Origin of the sequence: Lysinibacillus sp. NPDC059133 (assembly GCF_042755925.1) — a bacterium.
Lineage (GTDB): Bacteria > Bacillota > Bacilli > Bacillales_A > Planococcaceae > Lysinibacillus.
On record NZ_JBHZDH010000079.1, the window covers coordinates 1 to 16,558 of the forward strand.

Sequence of the window (16,558 nt, forward strand, 5' to 3'; positions counted from 1 at the left end):
GATTGTGAAAACCAAGCCATCTCGTATTGTAATGGAACATTTAAATGTAAAAGGGTTGATGAAAAATAAACATCTGGCGAAGGCGGTAGCCGGGCAAAAGCTATATGAATTCAAACGGCAAATTCAATACAAATGTCAAAAATACGGAATTGAATTTATTGAAGCCGACAGATGGTTTCCATCATCAAAAACTTGTTCTTGTTGCGGACAAATCAAATCCGATATGAAACTGAAAGACAGATTGTATAGCTGCTCTTGTGGATTAAAGCTGGATAGAGATTTGAACGCAAGCATTAACTTAGCAAATTACTCAATCTAAGGAATTTAACTTCTTTCAGCAAATGTCTTTTGTACCGAAAGTGCAGCGGCAGATACAGAAGTCTCCCACCTCTATAGATGGTGAGATGAATGCGGATTAAAGTTACTTTTCAGCGGGTGTCCAAACACCTGCTGAAAGAAGTTAAAGCCTCCGGCGGATGTCACGGAATCGGAAAGGAGTTCTTTGTGCAAGCACAAAGCCGATTTCGGACGCAATTATGCCGAGGCATAATTGATCTGACACAAAACCTTAGATGTGTACGCAACGATACTGCGGAATTTAAGCCTTTGGAGAGTCATACTAAATGGTAGTAGCTTTTTGCGAAACCAGACTCAGAGAAGAAGGAAGACACAAATACGAAAGTCGGAAGATATAAGTTGTGTCACAGTGAAGATGTCTACATTTTTTAAGAAATGTATATGTTTTTCGTATCGGACACATACAAAGATACTGCGAAGCCTTATATTCAACGACGGGATCGATTTGAAGTGACAGAACGAATAGATTATGAAGGAAATATTCTTCAAGCTATTGATGAAGAGGAAATTCGCTTATTAGCAAAAAAATTAAAACGTCGGGGAACTGAATCCATTGCAGTTTGTTTCATCAATGCCTATGTGAACGGGGGAAATGAGGCGACAGTCAAAAAGATTTTAAAAGAAGAATTACCGGATGTCTATGTGTGTATTTCAAGTGAGGTGCTTCCGGAAATTTTTGAGCATGAGCGTATGAGTACAACGATTATTAACGCTGTTCTTGGACCAATTATGAGTCATTACATTAGTAAGTTAAGCACTGAAATGCAGAAAAAAGGCTATGACGATGAAATATTAGTTTTACACTCTGGTGGCGGTGTTATGACTTCAAGTACAGTACCCCGCTATGCTGCTAGATTGGCAAGTTCGGGGATAGCTGCTGGAGCCATTGCAAGTAAGCATATCGCGAAGTTATGTGGATTTGACAATGCAATTGGTTTAGATATGGGTGGTACAAGTACTGATATTTCACTGATGTATAAGGGGGATATACGAATTACAAAGGACTGGTCGATAGAATATGGCTATCCAATTGGTTTCCCAAGCATTGAAATATTAACAATAGGAGCCGGTGGAGGTAGCCTTGCTTGGAAAGATGAAGGTGGTTCTTTACGAAATGGACCACAAAGTGCAGGGGCAGTACCAGGTCCAGCTTGCTATGGCCGAGGAGGCACTGAGCCAACTAACTCCGATGCAAATTTAGTGTTAGGACGTCTAGGTGTGGATTTGTTAGATGGAACGATGCAGTTAAATAAAGGGGCAGGAAGAGATGCTGTTGAAAAAATCGCAAATGCATTCGATCAAACGGTTGAGGAAGCAGCAAGTGCCATTATAGAAGTTGCAAATGCCAATATGAGTGATGCAGTTCGCTTAATATCAGTACGGAGAGGCTATGATCCCCGTGATTTTGCGCTTGTAGCTTTTGGTGGTGCTGGCCCATTACACGGTGCCTATTTGGCAAAAGATTTAAACATCCCGAAAGTCATTATTCCTACGCATCCAGGTGTTGCAGCAGCAATGGGATGTTTACTTGTAGATGTCCGTCATGATATTTCTAAAACGTATGTTAAAAAACTAGATGAAGTAAGTGCAGAGGAACTAACAAATCAATTTAGAGAATTACGAGAAGAGGCAAGAGCGTTATTAGAAGAGGAAGGAATAGCAGAAAATACATCGTCTTTAACGAATTATATAGATCTTCGTTATAAGGGACAATGGCGATCTCTAGCTGTTCTCGTATCCGATCAAATCACTTCCTTAGATGCTATTTTGGAAGCGTTCCATAAAGAACATGAACGAGAATTTGCATTTTCTGATCAGGATCAAACCGTAGAAATATTTGGCTTACGGGTAACAGCTATAGGAACAGTACCAAAGCCTAATTTCCCACAATATGTTTCTGAAGGCTCACTGGAAGATGCTTTTAAAGAAACACGTCCTGTTTATTTTGAGGGTAAATATATAGAAACAAACGTATATAACCGCGATAAAATACCTGTTAACACACAATTTGCTGGCCCAGCCATTATCGATCAGCTGGATACGACGACTGTTATTCCACCAGGGTTTACTGCGGAAGTAGATGCCTATAAAAATATTATTATTACGGTGAACTAATACGCGATAAGGAGGATTTGGCTATGAGTACAACGAAATTGGAGACAAATCAAAAGGTCCAAAATTTAGACCCAGTAACATTTGAAGTGTTAAAAAACGGCTTTGTGAATTTAGTCGATCAAATGGCTGAACAAATGCTGCGTACATGTTACTCGTTTGTTATTTATAATCGAGATTTCAGCTGTGCATTATGCGATGCACAGGGGAACACCGTTATGCAGGGAACGCAAGATATTTCGGTACATGTAGGGACATTGCATTTAACGGCAAAAGCTGTCTTAGAGGATTTCGCTGATGATATTCATCCAGGTGATGTATTTTTAGTAAATGACCCTTATCGCGGAGGAACACATTTCAGTGACGTACGTGTAGTTTTACCAGTATTCCATGATGACAAACTGATTGCACTCATGCAAACAAATGGTCATTGGGCGGATGTCGGTGGCTCTAACCCAGGTTCCTTTGATATTACAGCTAAGGAACATTACGGGGAAGGTCTACGTATCCCACCTGTCCGTATTTATAGCAAAGGTCAATATTTAACAGATGTAGTGAAGATTATTGTCATGAATATGCGTATTCCGGAAGAACGTATTGGAGATTTACGTTCTCAAGTGGAAGCGGCGAAAGTTGGAGAGAAGCAGCTCAAGGAAATGATTGGAAAGTACGGTATAAATACGGTGCTAGTAGCTTTTGAGGAAGTCCAAAATTATGTGGAACGATTAATGAAAGCGAAAATTAAAGCTTTACCAAAAGGACAATGGGAAACGGTGGACTATATCGATATGGACCCACAATTAGGAGATGGCCTTATCCCAATTCGTGTGAAAATGACCATTACGGAAGATGAAATAGCGTATGATTTAAGTGATTCACATCCTTATATTAGCTGTTTTTTAAATGCAGGCTTTGGCTCAGCACTTTCTGGTACTTATGCAGGAACGAAAACATTTTTCCCAGAGATTCCGCTGAACTCAGGGTTTTATCGTGTTGTAAAAATATTCCTCCCTGAAAACTCGGTCGTTAACGCACCTAGCCCAGTAGCTGTCTCTGGCTATTGCTCAGGGGCGTTTGAAAAAATTATGAATGCTTGTTTCGAATTATGGTCGAATATTATGCCTGAACGTGCTATCGCATGTTCATTTAATTTAGAGTATTTATTAATAGGTGGGTATGATCAGCGGAGAGATAATAGTGAATATTTTATGTGGTATGACTGGATGGCTGGTGGCCATGGTGGACGTATTGACCGTGATGGTGCGAATACTACCTCACCAGTGTTCGGGGTAGGCTTAAGTGTTCAGCCATGCGAAGGGCAAGAGCGTTTGTCACCAGTTGTTACAACGAAGCATGAAATCATTATAGATTCTGCAGGTCCAGGTAAATACCGTGGCGGCTGTGGCGTAGAAAAGGGAGGCGTTTTAACGAATGTAAACCAAACAGTAATGTCTTATTGCTGTGATCGTTCTCGTTCCATTACATGGGGGATTATGGGCGGCTTACCTTCTATTGCACAGGGGGCTATTTTAAATCCAAACAAAGAGGATGAAAAATTTTTAGGCACGATTTTCTCCAATGTTGAGTTGAAGAAAGGAGATTCCTTTACACGTCCCTCAGCAGGAGGCGGTGGTTTAGGTGACCCATTAGCACGAGATGTAAACGCCGTTTTGGAGGACGTTATTGATGAATATGTTTCGATTGAGCGTGCAAAGCTTGATTATGGCGTAGTCATTCACGAAATTGACCGTGATGTGGATGCCTTTGAAATTGATATGGCAGCAACAGTAAAAGAACGCGATTATATTCGCAAAAATCGCCATAAATGGCTGGAAACAGATCCAATTGAAGTTGAGCAGAAGTATAACAAGGGTGAAATTAATCAAATGGATGTTGTTCGTAAATATGGTGTCATTATGGATTATGAAATAAATAAAGCATTGCCAGTCTCAACAGAGCAATACCGAGAAGCGATGAAGAAACGTTCTTTGGCCTATTGGGGATAGACATAACGAATCCCCTAAAAGTAAGGGAGATGAAATAGCAGAATCTTAACCCTCTTGGGGAAATAACTTGAAGATGATGGCTACTGCCCAATCAAATATAATCAGCAAGCATAGTTTATATCAAAATTATCGGCAGGGATAACGAATAAGGGGTTGTGTTTTAACGCTATTAGTGTAAAATTACACTAATAGCGTTTTTTTAGTTGCGTGAGCAAATTTTAAAGAGCATCGATCAAAAAGCATTACTTGATTGAGTAATGCTTTCGGGAGGGAATGAAAATGACATTTTTACGTTCTTTGCATGTCAAAATTATGATGGCATGTATTGTTGCGTTTATAGTGGCGGTAATTGGTATTAATCTATTTGATCTTTACCAACTAGGGATACTCGGTATACTTGCTATTGTTGTATTTCCAATTACGATGATTTTAGCTGGAAGACGCTTTGCTCCAGCGCCATTTAATAATTGCACTACGTGGATTGTTATCGTCATGATTGGTATTTGCATCTTACATTGGATAGGTCAAGATGATAAGGGACTTTTGATGACGCTTTTCACGTTAGACTATGTATTTATGTGGCTGCTCTATCACGACACAGTACGAGAGTATATGGTTGCTAATGATTTTACGTTCATTAGCTATATCGTTCGCATCATGCTTGGTTTTTTATATGGTGTTTTGTTAGATGCATTCATCTATTTCTTCAAAAAGATAATGAAACGATAAGTTTTCTTGAACAGCATAAGACTGCCTTTATGGCAGTCTTATCTTATCGCAGTAATCGCACATTGTAGTAAGAGCATTAAGCGGGGGAGTTCAAAGAAGCAAAGTGTCAGTCTGTCTTAAATCGACTTAGCCTAAAGATTGATAAATCCTGCTTACTTTTTCCGTTTAGCGTTAAATCCGCTAGTACTTCACCAACTGCACTACTAAATTTAAAACCATGTCCTGAGAAGCCCGCTGCAATGATAATATTTCGATGCTCAGGTAAAAAATCAATAATGAAATCCTCATCTGGTGTCATTGAATATTTACATGTTTTTCCGAATTTTAATGCACCGTGCTGAGGCATAAAACGATTGATAAAGTTTTGTAAATCTAGTGCATCCTGATCGTCGAATGGGCGAAGCGGGTCGTTTGGATTGATAACCTCACCGCCATCATGTCTGCCAAGCTTTAGGCCTGCTCCATCAATACTGGGAAAACCATAGTATGCGGAATCAGCAAATTCAAAACAATAGGCCGGGAAAACATCTTCACGATACAGTTGCTCCTCTGCCTCAAACCATGCAAATGTTTTTCGCGTCGGTGTTACAGGGATGGTGAGGTCCATTGTTTGAAGTAACTCAGTCGCCCAGGCACCAGCTGTCACAATTAAATGTTTAGCTTCGTAAATAGTATTTGCTGTTTGGACACGTACAATGTCACCAGCTTGGATGTTCTGTACTTTTTCATTTGTATGTAACGTTGCTCCTGCCTCAATAGCTAATTTTTTATAAGCGTTAATGCATGCTTCTACACGAAGGACACCAGCAGTAGGCTCAAAACAAGCAACAAAGTTATTGGGTAATGATAATCCAGGCCATTTTTCCATTGCCTCAGCCGCAGAATACTGCTCCAATGCTAAATCATAGAACCTAGCACTTGTTTTTACATTTTGAATAAAAGGATGGGTCTCTTCACCGACATTTATTACACCTGTTTGTAAAAATAAAGCTTCACCGGTTAACGTTTCAAGCTCTCTCCATAATTCACCTGCTCTTTTGACGAAAGGTACATAGCTAGCTCCTTCACCATACGCAAAGCGAATAATTCTTGTTTCACCATGATGACTACCTTCTTCATGAGGTGGACTAAAGGCATCAAGCATCAAGACATTTTTTCCTGCTTTCGCTAAATGATAGCCCGCTGCCATCCCCATCGATCCTGCACCAATTACAATCACGTCGTATATCATTTTAATCCCTACTTTTTTGCCCTAGTATAACAAAAAAATAGAAAGCTGGACAGAAATTTCAGAAAATATTTCGAATAAGAAAAATGCACAATCACCTAACCGAAGTAGGAGATTGTGCATTTGAGTTTAAAAGCTATTTCGCACTAGGTAATAATTTATTTAACAATATGGCTACTATAGCTGCTGTTGCTATTGGAGAGCCGAATAAGTATTGAACGGTTGTTGGTAATGAGTATAAGAAATCTTTAGGAAGTAATGTTAGGGCTAATGTTAAAATCACTGGTATTGCGATTACAAACATTTCCTTTTCACCAATGTTTTCACTTTTCATTACTTGTAAACCACTGATCGCAATAATGCCACAAACGATAACGAATACACCACCGATAACTGCTGAAGGAATGGCAGAAATAAGAGCAGCTAGTTTACCAGAGAAGCCGAATAAAATAAACCAAAAACCTGCAGCAATAAAAACACGACGACTTGCAATACCTGTGATCGATATAACACCTGCATTTGTTGAATAGCCAGTGACAGGGGTTGAACCTAGTAATGATGCGATGAAACAACCAATTCCTTCGCCAATCACACCGCGATTAATTTGTTTTTCAGTTAATGGTTTATCGATGACGTTACTCACTGCAAACCATGTACCTGTTGTTTCTGCCATTAAGACGATATAAATAATCACCATCGTAATGATAGCTGAAAAATTAAACGTGAAGCTGAAATCTACAAATGGAATTTGAGGCATACTAAACCATTTAGCTTGTGACACTGCTGATAAATCTAAAACACCCATACTATTTGCAGTAATACAACCTGCGATTAAAGCGATGATTACTGAAGTGATACGAAATACGCGGCCATTTTTATGAAAGACAGAACCTAGCATAACGCAAAGGATTAGAACGATAGCTGAAGTTAAAGCTAAATAGATGTTTTGGTTAATAGATGCACCTGCCGCATTAAAAATGTTATTACTTAAACCTACAGGCATTAATGAAAGACCGACTACAAAGATAATTGTCCCACCGACAATTGGCGGAATGAACGTTTTCACGATTTTATTGAATATACCTGTAAAACCTAAAAGAATAACTAAGATGGCGCCGACTAAACTTGCACCTAGCACAGTGCTCCAACCAAGATCTCCACTACCACTCGCTGCATAAATACCTACAATGGCACCGATTGGAACATATGAAGGACCTTGTGCGATCGGTAACTTCATGCAAAAGTGAGTTTGAATAATCGTTGCAATTCCGGCCGCAATGAAGGTCGATTGAATCAATGCGCTTGATTGACCTGATTGTAAACCGATTAACATGGCAATTAAGAATGGCACTACATAGACATCCATCGCCATGACGTGCTGTAAACCGAGTAGGGCGGATTGACCGAGTGATACCTTTTCATCTGGTAAGACTGTTAACTGCTGAGTTTTCTTTTTATCGTTAGCTAATTTGTTATGTTGCGTTTCCACTAAGATGTACACCTCAAAATTGTTAATTTAGATTTTTTATTTATGCTTTAGCGTGAACCTTATTTCCTTGTACCCAAACTTCACGGATATTTTCAGGACGCACAAGATACATAATTTTTTGGAAGATATCCTGTAAATCTTCTTTGTTATTAAAAATAGGAAGTTTTGCAGAAGGTAGGCTAGTATCGATGATTTGTACATCCCATGTGTAGTTTTCTTGTAATCGACCAATGGGTAGGCTTAAGCTTTCTCCGCCACCTGCTGTTGCTAAATAAAATGCTTCATTAATCGTAATACGTGAATTTGAGACACCACGTTTTTCAGCATAAAGAGATGTATCGACACCGTCTTCTAGCATTCTAGATGACATGACTGCTTGTCTAGCATTATCGAATAGACTAGGTGAGAAACCGCCAGAAATATCTGATCCTAATCCGATATCAACGCCTTTTGCATGGAAGCGGGCAATTGGAATGACACTATTTGCAAAATAAGCATTAGAAATTGGACAATGACCAATCGCTGTGCCTGTTTCAGCAAATAGCTGTGCATCATCATCATTTAAGAAATTGCAATGTGCCATTACAGATTTATCGCCTAATAGACCAAAATCATGTAAGGCAAAGGCATCATTTTTCTTAAATCGTTCCTTTACGTAACCATGCTCCCAATCGCTTTCACTACAATGTGACTGGATATGTGTATCGTATTTAGCAGCTAATTCTCCTAAACCTTTTAAAGCATCGTCTGTACAGCTTGGAATAAAGCGTGGTGTTACAACTGGATAAACACCTTGTTTCGTTGATGTGGCTAAGTCCTTCACAGCTAAAATAAATTCTTCTGTATCTTTTAGTGCAGTCTGAGTATTTGCATCTCGATAATAGTCTGGATTTTGTTCAGGATCATCCATCACCACTTTCCCAACTAGACCTCGTTGACCTTTCTCAGCACAAATTTTCGCTAATAGCAGGCTTGCTTCTTTATGGACAGTTGCAAAATAGAGCGATGTAGTCGTTCCATTGGCAAGTAGAGTACTTACTAAATCGTCATAGACCTCTTGTGCAAACTCTAAATCGGAGAATTTGGATTCGATAGGGAAGGTGTATGTGTTCAGCCAGTCATAAAGTGGAATATCTAATGCAGTTCCAGCTTGTGCCCATTGCGGTGCATGAACATGCAAATCGACAAAGCCTGGGAAGAAATATTGTCCATCAGCTAATTGATGAAAATTTTCTTGTTGCTGATATGTAGTTAGTAGATTTTGATAATCTGCATGCTCGGGAGCTATTGTTTTCTCAATCATCCCGTCAGCATTAATGAAGAATAAATAATCCTTTAAAATTTGTACTTCAGTAGGAGACTTACTTGAAAAAGCTGTACCTTTGAAAATTAACGTATATTCAGTCATAAAAACCGCCTTAATGTTCGTGTATTGATGAATGTATGGATTATTATAGGTCGTTAAAACTGTTTTGTCTATAAAAAAACGAATATTAGTGGGAATGATGTAGATTTTTTGAGCAGATTTCACTATTTTTTTACAGCTTATACAAGCATTGAGATGAATCATCGCTAAAAGTTAGGATGATATTTGTAAGACGTATGTCATGTAGTTGATTGGAGTGAAAGCGTTAGCGAAGCTGTCACTTTTGAAAAAAGATTGATTAAAATTTAATGGCAATTCTCAGTTTCCTGATTAAATAAAACCTCGTATTTTGAACAAGTTTGATCAAAATCGAGGTTTTCTCTGTCTGTCTCTATTTATTTTTATAATAAAGATTGATTATTTTATTTTGGAACGCAGCGGCTTTTCACATTAGTTAAATATAAAAAAAAATCCAGTTTTCTCAAAAGTAATGAAAACTGGATTTTCAATTATTATGGATTAAATTAAAATTTTATTAAATTTCCTCTTGTTTAATCTGTTTAATTAACTCCTCTAGCCAATAAATCTTGTGTTCTACTTTAGTTGAAAAATAATCTGCCATAAATTTTACAAAATTCTCGTTGTTTTCGTCTATCATAATCTGACTGTCAAATTGTGAAACTTCATTCCAACGATTCGTAATAGTTTTTAATTTTTTTTCTAATATTTCTGCTACCTTATTACGATCAACATATTTGATGTTTGCTAAAGCTATTACCATTTCAGTAATATCATCGGCATTTTCAAACAACTTGTAGATTAATTTAGGCAGTTCTTCACGCCCTTTATCCGTAATCGCAAATACTTGTTTATCAGGTCGATGTTCTTCTTTAATGATTTCAGTTGCCTCTATTAAACCTTTTTTTGCTAATGACTCAAAATGGTAGTAAAGTTTGCTTTCTGTTAAACCACTTAGTTCATCCAATGGAATTGGCTCTGAAAGCTGTTTTTTCAATTTATATGGATAATTATTATTCTCCATCAGCTTACTTAATATAAAAATTTGAATAGACATTCTTTCTGCTCCTTAAAGTAGAATTTGTCTTCTTATTATAGCAAAACTAAGATGTAACTTCAGCTACACTTTGTACCTTATGCATCGTTTCTTCTGCTTCCTCTGCTTCTAACGGCAGTGGTTTATGGATGAAAGTAACGATAAGAATATTAATGACCATTGCAATTGCCCCAACCGCAACCATTGACCAGATATATGGACTTGGACTAATGCTTCCATAAAGTTTTGCATAGTATCCCTGTACTGAATAATACATTGGGGAAATATGGCTCATCCACTCATATAGCTTATACATCATTTGACGTGACATTGTAGCACCATTTGCTAATGTTTGGATTAATAGAATCGGTAAGTTTAAAACCATTCCGCCTTCACCAACTAAGAATATTAAAACTGCTGTGAAGTTGAAACATACCATATAGTTTAGTATTTGTTGTCCTACTATACTGAAGAATAGGCTAGCACTTGGCTCATTAATTAAGTAGGCTATCCCTGTACCAGCTAGTGAGGATACCACTGCAATCACTAAAGCAGTCAATTGTACATAAGTGAATAAACGTTTTTTACTTGCTTTTTTACGGCTTGCTCTAAAGGCAGATACCAATTGCATCGCCCCAATCATTGCACCAGTATAACCAGCCATCGTTAAGAACATTGGTAGCATATTATTATTCATACCTGCTGATATTTTGTTGATTGTAATTACGTTTCCTTCATAAGTTGTTTCAATCTTTTTCGCTAATTCAGCGGCTTGATCTTTTGGAACATTAAAATTCATTAACACGCCTTGAGCTGTTTGTTGTGAGAATTGCGTGCTTAACTGATTGTTAATTTCCGTAACTACTGATTTCATCGTAGAAGAAACAGTAGTTGCTCCTGCTTCATTAATTGTAAAGTCGATTTTGGATGATGTTTCTCCTTTTTGGATATCCGCAGAGAACGTTTCTGGAATGTGTACAACTAACGCTAAATCATTCTTCTCTAAATCTTCTAAGGCTTTTTTATTTGTTATATCTGTCTCAATATTTTTAAACGGTAAATTTTTTTCTAATTGGTTGGCGATCTTTTCCCCATATTCACCTGCATCATCATTGACAATAGCAATTGGCAATTTGTCCACATTTCCTGGAATGGCTGAATAACCAGGTAAAAAAATGCCTAGCATTGCGATAGCATAGAAAATTCCCATAAAAATAGCAGCTATTGCACCTTTTGTTTTTAAGAACTGAGTAAATTTCATATATTTGTATCCTTTCTTCAATAGCTATTTGTTTTTACTTTAAATGAAGTGCCTCAATTAAAATACTTAATTTTAAGTACTTTAATTAAAGTACTTTGTTCAAAGTGCTAATTCAGTTTATGTTATTCTTTTTATAAAGTCAATGAGAATTCATAAACAAAAATAACTCCTTAGAAATTAATCTAAGGAGTTTCTACCCATTTATTAAGCTAAGCTGCTGCGTTAGTTTAAGTACATTTTTTTCTAGTGACATAAATATCTATCCAATAAAAAATCATCTCTTAACTAAGAATTTTCTAGAGGGAAGGTGATTTTAATCAATCTTTATTTCAGAAGCGGATCATCGAACGCCCCCAGAAAAGCGCAGTCGGAACGGGAATCAACCTCCCACGTCAGATAATGAGAGATAGCAGATTACAATTTTTGTAAATGAAAAAACTACACATTATTCGTTATTGCTTAAATTTTGTATAGTTCAAACTTTTGAAAAGCGATTGTTATGAAATTGAGTCATTGATGATGTTAATAAAAGTATTAAAGGTCGTAGAGTTATTTTGTTCATTTTTTCTTGTGCAAAGATAAATAGGACGCTGGATATCGATATCTTTTATAAAAACTCGTGCTACTTGTTGTCGTTGAATAAAGCTAGAAGCTGCTATAGATGGAGCTAGCATCGTACCATACCCAGCTGCAATGGCGTAAATGGATTCATTGATACCGTCCAGTTGTAGCCCTACACTTGGTGGTGGAATTTTATGAACTTTACATAAAGCGTTTAAATATTCTTTCGTAGAGCTACCATCTTCTCGTGAAACAAATGGCTGCTGCATTAATTCCGCTAATGTCACTTTCTGACCTGCCAGCGGATGACCAAATGGGACGATAAACCAATAATCGAGATTCATGAGAAATTGATAATTAATATCTGGATGATGACCATCCTCTTTTACGATAAAAGCCATATCAACGTTATAGTGAAGCAATTCTTCAATAACCTGCTGGGAATTAGCTGTTTTTATGTGGATATTAGTTGCCGGATAGGCTTGTTTATACTTTGCAAGCCATTTCGGTAGTAAGAAATGGGATGGAACATGGGTAGAAGCAATTTGCAATTCTTCATTACCTGTGTTTTTTAATTGCTCTAGTTTGTTTTCAATGTCCAATTCTAAATCAAATAATCGCTGGGCCTGTTTAAATAAAAATTCTCCGTTTTGTGTTAAAGTAATTCCTCTACCTTTTGATTCTAAAAGAGTTAAGCCGAGTTCTTTTTCCAGATTTCTCATTTGAATGGTTACGGCAGGTTGACTAATCATTAGAGCTTGCGCGGCCTTCGAAACACTATTGAGTTCGGCTACTTTTGTAAATAATCTAAGAGCATGTAAATTCATTATGTATTCCACCTCTTATAAAAAAATTTTATCCTTTTATATAAATTATATATTAGATTTATTAATTTTCACTCTGTATCCTTTTAATTACAAGAAGATTTTAGGGGGTGGGGACAAGATGAATCGACAGCACATCGGAATTTTATTTGGTGGGGTGCTATTACTTGTAGTGGCTATGGGGATTAGCCGCTTTGCATTCACGCCAATTCTGCCATTTATGCGTCATGATGTCGGATTTTCGTTTGAAGTTGCAGGATTTTTGGCATCGAGTAATTATATTGGCTATTTCATTGGTGCATTGTGGGCAGGATTTATCAATCGCCAAAAGAAGAACTTTTTATTGTTAAGTGTTGTCTTGAATGTCCTTTCTGTTGTTCTTATGGGAATCATTGAAATATATAGTGTTTGGCTTGTACTTCGTCTGATTGCGGGCATTACAGGGGGGCTTATTTTTGTATTAACATGTAGTATTATTATGGATTATTTAGCAAAGCATTCACTTACACGATGGTCAGGCTATTTATTTGGTGGTATAGGATTAGGAATTGCTATTTCAGGTTTATTAGTCCCTGCTATTGAAGCACGTTTTGCTTGGCAAGGTACATGGATAGGCTTAGGGATTTTATCTGCTGTTTTTTTAGTAATAACATTTATACTTTGGAGAGGCTTGCATGTACAAGATAGTGTAAAAACCGAGAAATCTTCTGATGCAAAAATGACAAAGGGCTTTATGCCATGGTTGATCGTCGCATATGGCTTTGAAGGGTTAGGCTATATTATCACCGGCACTTTTTTAGTGGATATCATTCACAATATTCCTTCACTACAAGCATACTCTTCGTATAGCTGGGTCATTGTAGGGGTAGCGGCCATCCCGTCAGCACCTGTTTGGACTGTTTTATTAGAAAAATTCTCTGCCATCAAAATTTTATTTGTCGCCTATGTATTGCAAGTAATAGGCATCTTGTTACCGGTATTTTCACAAACAGTATGGAGCGTATTATTATCGTCATTTTTATTCGGCTTAACATTTGTAGGCATTGTGACGTTAACGACCTCTTATGCACGTCAGCTATTCCCAACGCAAAGCGGTCCAGTTGTATCATTGTTAACAACGTTTTATGCATTTGGACAAATTATCGGACCAATCATCGCGGGTCAGCTTGTGGCGGTATATAGTAGCTACAAGGCGGCGCTTGTATTTGCAGGAGTCATTGTATTCTTTGCATTGATTGTCATGGTATTTGGACGATGGATCACTGTTAAACGACAGGTCACTTTAGACAATGCTTTACCTATCAAAACGCAATCTAGCCCTTAAATAAGAAAAGCCAGAAATTCGTTTGGGAATTTCTGGCTTTTGTTTTTACTTAAAGATGGCGTGCCTCAATCTAAATGATATAAAAAAATAAAATATAAGTCTATATCTTTTTGAGGGTATATGAAAAAATAGTAATGTGCACAAGGGACGTAACGTTATGATTCTATACAGAGATGAGGGAATTGTATGGCAAGAACGGTACCGACAGAAGAGGCGATTAAACGCTGGGATCAACATGCAGAAAGATTTACAGCAAACTACGATGAACATGGTGGCATACACCGTGAAGTATTATTAAATCCAGCCATTTTTTCATTATTAGAAGAGGTGAAAGGAAAAAGACTACTAGATGCAGGGTGCGGAGAAGGCTATTTAAGTAGAATACTTGCTCAAAAAGGGGCTATTGTCACAGCAGTTGATTATTCAGAAAAGATGCTAGAAATTGCTAGAGAAAGAACACATGAGGAAGTTCCGATACAATATAAACATGGAAATTGCGAAGAACTAGATTTTTTAGCAGATGAACAGTTCGATTGTATTGTTTCCAATATGGTCCTTCAAGATCTAGAGGATTATAAGGCAGCTTTGAGTGAAATGTATCGTCTTTTAATACCTAAAAGTACTTTCATCTTTTCAATTCTTCACCCTTGCTTTATTACGCCGAATAGTGGATGGATAAGAAATAAACGGCTTGACCAACAGTATTGGAAGGTTCAGCGTTATTTTTATGAAGGGGTATATGATCAAAAGCTTCCGCTAGATTCCGATGAAAAAATTGTATTTTATCACCGAACATTAGCGAGCTATATGAAAGCAATTATTCAAGCAGGCTTTTCTATAGAGGACGTTATCGAACCGATGCCTTCAAAAGAGATGCTAATAAAGTATCCACAATTCGAGGAAGATTTGCATTGTGCAGATTTTATCGTATTTAAATTAAGGAAATAAAGGAGCGGAGCATGTGCGTATATTTCATGTGAGTGAGGAAAGCGATATTACCGTATTCCATCCACGATTACCTGATCGACTAGATCTAGATCCAGAAAAAGGTCTAGTATGGGCAATTAACGATACATGTTTGCCTAATTTTTTAACTCCTAGAAATTGTCCACGAGTTTGCTACCATATTGGTACCAATACAACCGAACAGGATAAACGAGCCTATATAGCATCAGCATCATGTTCACATGTTGTCGTAATTGAAAGCAAGTGGTTTGAGACGATGAAAAATACGAAACTATACTTATATGAGTTTGATAGTAATGGATTTACGCTACAAGATAAAAATGCTGGTTATTATACGAGTGAAACACCCCAATATCCTATTGCTAAATTTGAAGTAGAAAATTTATTTGAGGAAATGTTTAAACGTAATGTTGAATTACGGGTAGTCGATAGGCTGTGGAACATCTATGATGAAATTCAAAAAACAACATTGAATTGGTCGATGTGCAGAATGCGATTTGCGCAACCAAGAAAATAATTAGCCAAGCCTCGTAAACACTACTGTCGCGTTTACGAGGCTTGTTATATTTAGACAGTAAGTACTAATGGGGTACTCGTTATATCAATCAATTTACTATCTTTATATGTAAATATGTATTCATAATTGACTGTTTCATCTAGCATTTTCGGTAAGTAATATTTTAAATCTGCTATTCCTACATTTTTAGGATGGAAAATCCATGATAGATCTTTCCAATCTAAAATGCCCTCTGCAACTTTAATCGGTGTCACATAATGATAGGATTCTGGCAATTCAGCAATAAAAGCATACATACAGCCAAAGTCGGTCATTCCATCCGTCCATGTTATTTTTCCTTTGAAAGTAATATCATGCAGTACAATGCCCGTTTCTTCCTTAATTTCTCGTAATGCACCAACCAGTGGAGTTTCATTTTCCTCAATCTTTCCACCTACACCGTTCCAAGCCCCCATCCACTCTGGAAAATCCCTATTTAGCAATAATATTTGGTCACCCTTTTTAAGAAAACAAATTGTAAATTCAACCAAGTCTTGTTCCTCCTTTTTAAATGATAAAATGAATTCATAAAATAAATATAGATAATAAAATAGTAGCACAAATTAGTGGAATGGTTGTCTTACTAATAAACGGTTTCACGCGTGTTGATTATCTAGTTTCTTCCAATGGAAATTAAATAAAAAGAGAGATTCTCATGTAAAATTGTTAGTTACCACACAAACAATTACGAAATGAGGAATCTCTCTTGAACCAGAATAACACGA

Annotated in this window: 14 protein-coding genes; 7 read left to right on the plus strand and 7 right to left on the minus strand. The window is 37.1% G+C overall.

All coding sequences use genetic code 11. The annotated features are described in order from the left end of the window. The 4 genes from ACFXN8_RS24625 to ACFXN8_RS24640 form a co-directional block, all read left to right on the plus strand. Positions 1 to 319: RNA-guided endonuclease InsQ/TnpB family protein (locus tag ACFXN8_RS24625; RefSeq protein WP_386848087.1), on the plus strand; the 319-nt coding region annotated here is incomplete at its 5' end. A 419-nt stretch (positions 320 to 738) separates the two neighbouring features. Further along, positions 739 to 2,472 (plus strand): hydantoinase/oxoprolinase family protein, encoded by a 1,734-nt coding sequence (locus ACFXN8_RS24630; RefSeq protein WP_386848088.1) that lies wholly within the window; start codon positions 739 to 741, stop codon positions 2,470 to 2,472. A 23-nt stretch (positions 2,473 to 2,495) separates the two neighbouring features. Continuing rightward, the gene (locus ACFXN8_RS24635) at positions 2,496 to 4,475 is read left to right on the plus strand and encodes a hydantoinase B/oxoprolinase family protein (RefSeq protein ID WP_386848089.1); all 1,980 of its coding nucleotides are present in this window, start codon (positions 2,496 to 2,498) and stop codon (positions 4,473 to 4,475) included. 279 nt (positions 4,476 to 4,754) lie between these two features. After that, the gene (locus tag ACFXN8_RS24640) at positions 4,755 to 5,204 is read left to right on the plus strand and encodes a hypothetical protein (RefSeq protein ID WP_376069931.1); all 450 of its coding nucleotides are present in this window, start codon (positions 4,755 to 4,757) and stop codon (positions 5,202 to 5,204) included. Between the two features lie 106 nt (positions 5,205 to 5,310). On the opposite strand, the gene solA is transcribed toward ACFXN8_RS24640, so the two are convergent. The 6 genes from solA to ACFXN8_RS24670 form a co-directional block, all read right to left on the minus strand. Beyond that, on the minus strand, positions 5,311 to 6,435 hold the full coding sequence (gene solA / locus ACFXN8_RS24645) for an N-methyl-L-tryptophan oxidase (RefSeq protein ID WP_386848090.1): 1,125 nt from the start codon (positions 6,433 to 6,435) through the stop codon (positions 5,311 to 5,313). Positions 6,436 to 6,568: 133 nt separating this feature from the next. Continuing rightward, positions 6,569 to 7,921, minus strand: a complete 1,353-nt coding sequence (locus tag ACFXN8_RS24650; protein WP_386848091.1) for a uracil-xanthine permease family protein — start codon at positions 7,919 to 7,921, stop codon at positions 6,569 to 6,571. Positions 7,922 to 7,961: 40 nt separating this feature from the next. Beyond that, positions 7,962 to 9,329, minus strand: coding sequence for a guanine deaminase (guaD, locus tag ACFXN8_RS24655; RefSeq protein ID WP_386848092.1), 1,368 nt, complete (start codon positions 9,327 to 9,329; stop codon positions 7,962 to 7,964). A gap of 493 nt (positions 9,330 to 9,822) precedes the next feature. After that, positions 9,823 to 10,362, minus strand: coding sequence for a PadR family transcriptional regulator (locus tag ACFXN8_RS24660; protein WP_386848093.1), 540 nt, complete (start codon positions 10,360 to 10,362; stop codon positions 9,823 to 9,825). 46 nt (positions 10,363 to 10,408) lie between these two features. Then, complete coding sequence (locus ACFXN8_RS24665) at positions 10,409 to 11,602, minus strand: YhgE/Pip domain-containing protein (protein WP_386848094.1); 1,194 nt, start codon at positions 11,600 to 11,602, stop codon at positions 10,409 to 10,411. 497 nt (positions 11,603 to 12,099) lie between these two features. Next, positions 12,100 to 12,990: a LysR family transcriptional regulator gene (locus ACFXN8_RS24670; protein WP_386848095.1), complete on the minus strand. Its 891-nt coding sequence runs from the start codon at positions 12,988 to 12,990 to the stop codon at positions 12,100 to 12,102. A 118-nt stretch (positions 12,991 to 13,108) separates the two neighbouring features. On the opposite strand from ACFXN8_RS24670, the gene ACFXN8_RS24675 reads away from it, so the two are divergent. From ACFXN8_RS24675 to ACFXN8_RS24685, 3 genes are all read left to right on the plus strand, one after another. Continuing rightward, positions 13,109 to 14,311, plus strand: coding sequence for a YbfB/YjiJ family MFS transporter (locus tag ACFXN8_RS24675; protein WP_386848096.1), 1,203 nt, complete (start codon positions 13,109 to 13,111; stop codon positions 14,309 to 14,311). A 186-nt stretch (positions 14,312 to 14,497) separates the two neighbouring features. Continuing rightward, entirely contained in the window at positions 14,498 to 15,259 is a 762-nt protein-coding gene (locus ACFXN8_RS24680) for a class I SAM-dependent methyltransferase (protein ID WP_386848097.1), read from the plus strand. Positions 15,260 to 15,272: 13 nt separating this feature from the next. Further along, a complete protein-coding gene (locus ACFXN8_RS24685) occupies positions 15,273 to 15,794 on the plus strand; it encodes a DUF6886 family protein (protein WP_376069951.1) in 522 nt (173 codons plus the stop codon). Positions 15,795 to 15,844: 50 nt separating this feature from the next. Here ACFXN8_RS24685 and ACFXN8_RS24690 read toward each other — a convergent pair whose 3' ends face one another. Then, on the minus strand, positions 15,845 to 16,324 hold the full coding sequence (locus ACFXN8_RS24690) for an NUDIX hydrolase (protein WP_376069954.1): 480 nt from the start codon (positions 16,322 to 16,324) through the stop codon (positions 15,845 to 15,847). Positions 16,325 to 16,558 lie beyond the last annotated feature (234 nt).

Bases quoted from the DNA above. Each gene is read 5' to 3' on its own strand.
- ACFXN8_RS24630 (WP_386848088.1), top strand. From the start codon at position 739: ATGTTTTTCGTATCGGACACATACAAAGATACTGCGAAGCCTTATATT.
- ACFXN8_RS24635 (WP_386848089.1), top strand. From the start codon at position 2,496: ATGAGTACAACGAAATTGGAGACAAATCAAAAGGTCCAAAATTTAGAC.
- ACFXN8_RS24640 (WP_376069931.1), top strand. From the start codon at position 4,755: ATGACATTTTTACGTTCTTTGCATGTCAAAATTATGATGGCATGTATT.
- solA (WP_386848090.1), bottom strand. From the start codon at position 6,435: ATGATATACGACGTGATTGTAATTGGTGCAGGATCGATGGGGATGGCA.
- guaD (WP_386848092.1), bottom strand. From the start codon at position 9,329: ATGACTGAATATACGTTAATTTTCAAAGGTACAGCTTTTTCAAGTAAG.
- ACFXN8_RS24660 (WP_386848093.1), bottom strand. From the start codon at position 10,362: ATGTCTATTCAAATTTTTATATTAAGTAAGCTGATGGAGAATAATAAT.
- ACFXN8_RS24665 (WP_386848094.1), bottom strand. From the start codon at position 11,602: ATGAAATTTACTCAGTTCTTAAAAACAAAAGGTGCAATAGCTGCTATT.
- ACFXN8_RS24670 (WP_386848095.1), bottom strand. From the start codon at position 12,990: ATGAATTTACATGCTCTTAGATTATTTACAAAAGTAGCCGAACTCAAT.
- ACFXN8_RS24675 (WP_386848096.1), top strand. From the start codon at position 13,109: ATGAATCGACAGCACATCGGAATTTTATTTGGTGGGGTGCTATTACTT.
- ACFXN8_RS24680 (WP_386848097.1), top strand. From the start codon at position 14,498: ATGGCAAGAACGGTACCGACAGAAGAGGCGATTAAACGCTGGGATCAA.